The following is a 6,477-nucleotide window of genomic DNA, read 5'->3' as shown; positions in this document are numbered from 1 at the left end:
GGTTGGGGGGCGCCGGCCGGCCGCGCGGGGACCGCGGGGGGGGGGGGGGGGGTTTGGGGGGGGGGGGGGGGGGGGGGGGGGGGGGCCCCCCCCCCCCCCGGGCCCCCCCACCGGGGTCAGCGCGCGAGCAGCGCGTTCGCCGCCTTGGCCGCGTCGTCGAGCGCGGCCTTGGGGCTCTTGTTGCCGATCAGCGCGGCCTGGATCTCGGGCGCGAGCACGCCCATCACGTCGCGCGACTTCTCCTTGAGCGGGCCGGCGCTCATCACGTCGAGCGTCTTGGCCACGTCGGCCTGGAGCTGATTGCCGGGGTAGGGGTCGGCGGCCGAGGTGCGGGCCGGGAAGTAGCCGTTGGACTTGACCAGCGCGAGGCTGTTCTCCGGCTTGGCGACGAAGGAGATCCACTTGCCCGCGGCGTCCTTGTTGGCGCCCTTGAGCATCGCGAACGAGCCGACCGTGCCGTAGCCCGCGGACTTGGCGTCCTTGAGCGGCGGCAGCACGACGGTGTTGTCCTTGCCCCAGAACTTGTCCACGTCGGCCGGGGTGTTCTGCCAGGTGCAGGCGACCTTGCCCTTGGCCACCGGGGTCTGCTCCAGCTTGGGCGTGGTGGTGACCTGGTCCTTGTCGGTGTAGCCCTTGTCCACCAGGGTCTTGAGGTAGCTCAGCGCCTTGACGCCGGCCTCGGAGTTGAACGCGACCGACTTGCCGTCGGCGGCGAACACGTCACCGCCCGCCTGCCACAACATCGGGTACCAGGTCAGGTTCAGCGTCTGTTGGGTGTCGCCGCTGTAGCTGGTGGCCTGGTAGCCCTTGTCCTTGAGCTTCGGCGCCAGGTTGAGCAGGTCGTCCCAGGTGGCCGGGTAGTTCGTCTCGCCGATCGCGGCGAACACCCGCTTGTCGCAGATCAGCGGGTTGGCGCTCATCAGCAGCGGGGTGGCCATCGGCTTGCCGTCCACAGTGACCGAGTCGAGCGCGGCCTTGCGGTAGTCCGCCTTGTCGGCGGCCGGCATGTACTCGTCCGCGGGCACCAGGCTGCGCTGGTACTTGGGCAGCTGGTCCGGCACCAGGTAGACCACGTCCGGGCCCTTGTTGGCCGCGATCGCGGTGGCCAGCGCGGTGTCGCGGTTGGCCCACGGGTAGGTCTCGACCTTGACCTTGTAACCCGGGTTGGCCTTGGCGAAGGCGTCGGTGAGGCCGGCCCAGTACTCCTTGTTCTTCGCCTCGTCGGCGATCACCGGGTACATCCACGTGGTGATCGACTTGCCGCCCGAGCCGGGCCCGGAGGAGCCGCCGCACGCGGCCAGGCTCACGGTGAGGGCGGTCGCGAGCACCGGGAGGGCGATCGCGCGGACGGTACGCGGACGGATGTTTCTTCTCATGAGGGTTGCTTCTCCTGACAGCGGGGTTTGACGGGGTGTCAGTTCAGGGGCCGAGGCGGTGGACCGGCCGCTCGCCCACCGCCGGAAGGCGGCGAGGGCGGGACGGCACGAGCGGCCGGGCCGGCTCGGGGGCTGCCCGACGGGGCGGGGGTCGCTCAACTCGTGGGTACGACCTCGGTGTTGCCGCCGTGTCGGGAGCGTTCGACGGCGAACGCGGCGAGGTGGCTGCCGAGCGAGTCGGCGCCGTCGGAGCGGATGTGCGCCCGGTCGCCGGTGGCCAGCGCGGTGACGAACGCGTCGATCAGCGCGGTGTCGCCGCCGCCGTGTCCGTCCGCCGCGTTCGACCCGGAGGCACCCGCGTCGTGGGTGACCACCTTGTCGTCGGCGAAGGTGTGCACGGTGACCCGCTCGCCGTCGCCGCGCAACCAGCCGTGGCTGCCGAAGATCCGCACCTGACGGTGCGTCTGCTCGGTGAACGCGGTCATCGTGAAGGTCGCGGTGATCCCGCCGGACAACTGCATCGCCACCACCTGGTGGTCCACCACGTCGTTGTCGCAGTGGTAGACGCAGCGCCCGTACGGGCCTTCACGCAACGCCCGGACCAACTCGGCCTGATCCTGCGGTCCGTGCGCCGCGTCGGTGACGTGGTTGATCGGCCACGCGTCGCCGGTCTTGCGCAGCGCCGGGAAGTAGAGCTTGGGTCCCGAGTACGGGCAGTCGGGTTCGACCGCGCAGTCCAGGCAGTTGCGTGCCGAACCCGCCGGCGCGTTCTCCGGCTTGAAGTGCGCGAGGCCGCCGAAGCTGGCCACGGTCTCGATCCGAGCGCCGGTGACGTAGCCGATCCAGTCCAGGTCGTGCGAGGACTTGGCCAGGATCATCGGCGAGGAGTCCGCCTCCCGGCTCCACGGACCGCGTACATAGGAGTGCGCGTAGTGCCACCAGCCGACCGGTTCCAGCAGGTCCAGGCTGACGATCGAGCCGAGCACGCCGGAGTCCAGCACGCCCTTCACCAGGTCGGTGTAGGGGGTGTAGCGCAGCACGTGGCAGACCGCGAACGGCACACCGGCCTCGGCGACTCCCTCGATGATCCGCCGGCAGTCCGCCTCGGTGGCGGCCATCGGCTTCTCGGTGAGGATCGCGTAGCCGGCCCGGGCCAGCGCCAGGATCGGCTCCACGTGTTCGCGGTCCTGGGTGGCCACGATCACCGCGTCCGCGATCCGCTCGTCCAGCAGTGCCCGCCAGTCCTCGAACTGCACGCTCGCGCCGGACGCCTGCCGGGCCGAGGCGCGCGGGTCGGCCACCGCGACCAGTTCGGCGCGGTCGGGGTGCCGATGGATCCAATCGGTGTAGGTCAGGCCCCGGTTGCCCGCACCGACGAGCGCGATCCGGACGGGTCGGTCGGTGCCGGCCGGTGGGCCGGTGTTCGTGGTCAAACTGGCGGCGGTCATGGTGCTTCCCGTGGTGCGAGGGGTGACTGCTGGTACGAGCGGGCCGCGGGCCCGGGGGTGACGACGAGTCAGAGGAGTTGGTTGCCGGCGGTGTGCGCGACGCGCGGGCCCTCGTCGGGCAGTGCGGTACGCGTGACGCCGTCCTCGACGCAGCCGCTGTGCAACAGCGCGCTGCTCCCGCCGAAGGCAGCGCCGGTCAGTTCGAGCCGACCGCCGACGAACGTGTTGCCCGCCGCGCGGTAGCGGTTGGGCCCGTCGGTGACCAGCACGTGTGCCGTGGCCGGGTCGGCGGTGGTGGACACGCAGCCGTCCAACTGCCAGGAGACCGTCCGGGCGCCGCCGGTGCGCGACAACAGCGCGCGGGCCGCGTTGGTGCCGCCGAGTCGGGTGCGTGACAGGGCCACACCCTGATCGCCGGTGCCCGCCAACCGCAGCCCGGTATCCCGCAGTTCGCCGCCCGAGACGGTCAGGGCGGCGCCGGTCACCGCGGTCGGTGCGGCGCCGGGGGTGCCGACCAGCGTGCAGTCGGTGAGCACGAGTCGACCGGCGTTCTTCAGGCTCGCGTTGTCCAGGCCCTTGAGGGTGACCCGGTGCAGGTGCAGTTCGCCGCTCACGTTGGCCTGGGTGATCTCGGCGTCCTTGCCGAGGGTGAACGTCGAGTCGGCGATCACGTTGGCGCGCTGCGAGCGGTTGGACGCCTGCGACACGATCAGCGGTCCGGACGCGGTGCAGCCGCGGATCTGTACGCCGTCGGCGTTGACCCACAACATCCCGGAGCCGGCCAGCGCCGGCTTCCCGATCACCTGCATGTCCTCCAGGGTCAGATCGGTGATCTTGACCCGGGCCACGAACCACGAACACACGTGCTTGCGCACGGTGATGCGCTTGGCCACCGAACCCCACGCGGCACCGGAGTTGGCGAAGGTCATCAGTCCCGAGTTGCCGGTGTAGACGAGGTCGTGCTCGAACTGACCGTGCGTCACGAACGGGCCCTGGTCGTCGCCGTCGCCGTGACAGTTGGTCACGTAGCAGTAGGCGGAGGCGGTCAGGTCGTTGAGATGCCGGCTGTTCGCGACGTGGCAGTCCTCGACGTGCCCGTACAGGCAGTAGATCTGCTGGGTCAGGTAGCCGGCGCCGCCCCACGTGACGCTGGCCGGGTTCTTCAGCGTGCACGCCCGGGTGCGGTAGTGGGTGCACCAGCGGCGCATCACCACCGGCCAGAACGTGCCGATCGCGTCCACGTGTTCGACGTCGCAGTGGATGGTGTACTCGTAGGCGATCGGGTGCGATCCGGTGTACTGGTCGCCGTCCTGGATGCCCTGGAAGACCATGTTGCGCACGTGGGCGCGATCCACCGGTTCGATCCTGGTCCAGGTGAAGGTACGGCCGGCGGCGAGGTCCCAGCCGATCTTGTAGCCGACCCGGATGTGCGTCGCGTCGACGAGCTGGGTGATCTCGACCAGGCGCTGCACCTCCTGCTCGTACTTGCCCTTGCCCGGCTCCGGATCGATGGTGACCGCCCACCAGTCGCCGACCTTGAACGCCGCGCTGTCCGGCACCTCGAAGACGTCGGCCAGGTCGGGCATCGGCTGGGACAGCTTGGCCTTGACCACCGTGTCGGTGACCTTGCCCTTGAAGTACAGGACGGCGCCGAAGGGGTTGTCGTGGGTGTTCTTCTCGATGCCGGTGGTGCGGACGGTGTGTCCGCCGAAGTCGAGGACGATCCGGGAGCGGCCGAAGGTGTGCCGCTTGACGAAGAGCAGGTCGCTGTGGGCTTCGATCCGGTGGATGTAGGGGTCGCCGACCATCGCGTCCAGGGCCGCGTCGGCGGGGACCTTGTCGTCCAGGATGCCGAACCGGCGGAAGTCCATCACCCCGTCGTGCACCTGGATCCACCGACCCTCGCGCCGGGGCGAGGCGGGGGCCAGCACGGTGCCGCCGTTGACCGGCAGGGTCGAACGCGGTTCCCAGCGCACCACCATGCCGCCGCCGTCACCCGCGGCGTGGTAGCCGGCGACCACGACGACGGTGTTCGAGGCGAGCCGGCGGGTCTCCAGCCGCAGCAGCGCGGCGACGGTGGCGACACCGGTGGGGACGTTGCCGTCCTCGTGCCGATCGTCGGCGGACGAGGACGCCGACGACGCGGCGGCGGCCGTACCCGTGCCGGCGGCGGCCAGGAGCAGACCGCCCAGGCCGCCCGCGGCGAGCAGCCGGCGACGGGAGGACGCGGCGGCAGGGGCGGGAGCCCGCGTCGGAACGGCGGTGGAAGTTTCGGGGGACGTGCTCATCGGGACCTCGGCCTTCGGCGGCAGGGGGGTGAGGATGCTTCCCGTGACACGTGCCGATGCGGCGTTCCCAACCGGTGGGAATCGCGCGGCGGATGGCTTGGGGTGGGTCGCCTCGGCCCGCTGACGGACCGTCGACCCCAGGGCCGCGAACCGGGCACGATTCGTGGCAGCGAACGTGCGGGCCCTGATGAGTCAAGGAACCTAGACCGGCTCGACGATCCCGGTCAAGAGCCCGTGGCGGATTTTCGTGGTCCGTGATCGGAGGAACACGATGGGGTCGAGTCGGATCGTCCCGTCTCGACCCCATCGGGTGCGATTGTCCACCGACGTGTTTCAGCCGGCGTCGATCTCGCCCTCGGCGCCCTCCGTGCTGCCCAACTCGCGGCTGACCCGCAACGCGCCGGCCCGGACCTGGCGGCCCAGTTCCTGGAATCGCCAGCCGGGCAGGTCCAACTTGAGCCCGGTGATGCTGATCGCCCCCACGCACAGCTCCCGGTGGTCGCGGACCGGACTGCCGATACAGAAGATCCCGTCCGCGTCCTCCTCGTCGTCCAACGCGTAGCCGGTCTGCCGGATGTCGCGCAGGTGCGCGAGCAGGGTCGCGGTGTCGGTGATCGTGTGCGACGTGCGCCGGGGCAGCCCCGAGCGCTCGATCACCGCGCGCGCCTCGGCCTCCGGCAGCGCGGACAGGATGGCCTTGCCCAGTCCGGTGCAGTGCGGCAGCTCGCGCACGCCCATCCGCAGGTCCAGGCGCACCCGCTGCTCTATCCCGACCTGGTCGACGACCACCGCGAGCCCGCCCTCGGGCACCGCGAAGCGCGCGGCCATGCCGGTCTCCCTGGTCAGTTCGGCCAGCACCGGTCGGGCCACGTCGCGCAGCGACACCTGCGACTGGGCCCGATCACCGAGCCGGGCCAGGCCCATCCCGAGCCGGTAGCGCCGGTTCATCCCTTCTCCGTCGTCCGAGACGAGGCCGTAGCCGCGCAGGGTCTGGAGCAGTCCGAAGGTGGCGCTCTTGGAGATCCCGCAGGCCTGACCGACCTCGGTGACGCTCATGCCGTCCCCCGGACCACGTGTGGAGAGCACTTCGAGGATGTCCGCGGCCCGGGCGACGGACTTCACCCAGTACTTCGACTCCTCGACATTCTCGTTAACGCTGTTCGACATAGCAGAACACATTACCGGTCCGGACCCCTTGACTGCTTTGTACATCCAAATGTAAAGTCTGGGACTGTTCGGTCCTGCCGAACAGTGTTCAGAAAACACGGTGTAGAGACAAGTGCAACAACCTGCGACGCGTGCCGAAGGCGGATGGCGCCGGCGATCCACGGCCTGGCAGGGCCGCGGATCCGAACGGTCACGAAC

General features: G+C 70.4%; 4 protein-coding genes. All 4 read right to left on the bottom strand.

All coding sequences use genetic code 11. The annotated features are described in order from the left end of the window. Positions 1-116: 116 nt before the first annotated feature. Positions 117-1,376: a sugar ABC transporter substrate-binding protein gene (locus ACFXMF_RS02985; RefSeq protein WP_360313436.1), complete on the bottom strand. Its 1,260-nt coding sequence runs from the start codon at positions 1,374-1,376 to the stop codon at positions 117-119. Between the two features lie 155 nt (positions 1,377-1,531). Then, entirely contained in the window at positions 1,532-2,824 is a 1,293-nt protein-coding gene (locus ACFXMF_RS02980; protein WP_379991862.1) for a Gfo/Idh/MocA family protein, read from the bottom strand. Between the two features lie 68 nt (positions 2,825-2,892). After that, on the bottom strand, positions 2,893-4,695 hold the full coding sequence (locus ACFXMF_RS02975) for a peptidase C14 (RefSeq protein ID WP_379991866.1): 1,803 nt from the start codon (positions 4,693-4,695) through the stop codon (positions 2,893-2,895). A gap of 750 nt (positions 4,696-5,445) precedes the next feature. After that, positions 5,446-6,279 carry an IclR family transcriptional regulator gene (locus tag ACFXMF_RS02970; RefSeq protein ID WP_360324871.1) on the bottom strand — a complete coding sequence of 278 codons (834 nt, stop codon included), beginning with the start codon at positions 6,277-6,279 and terminating at the stop codon, positions 5,446-5,448. Positions 6,280-6,477: the final 198 nt, after the last annotated feature.

Source organism: Embleya sp. NPDC059213, assembly GCF_042754445.1.
Taxonomy (GTDB): Bacteria; Actinomycetota; Actinomycetes; order Streptomycetales; family Streptomycetaceae; genus Embleya.
Note: the sequence above shows the minus strand (reverse complement) of the source record. Positions and strands in the feature narration are given on the sequence as shown.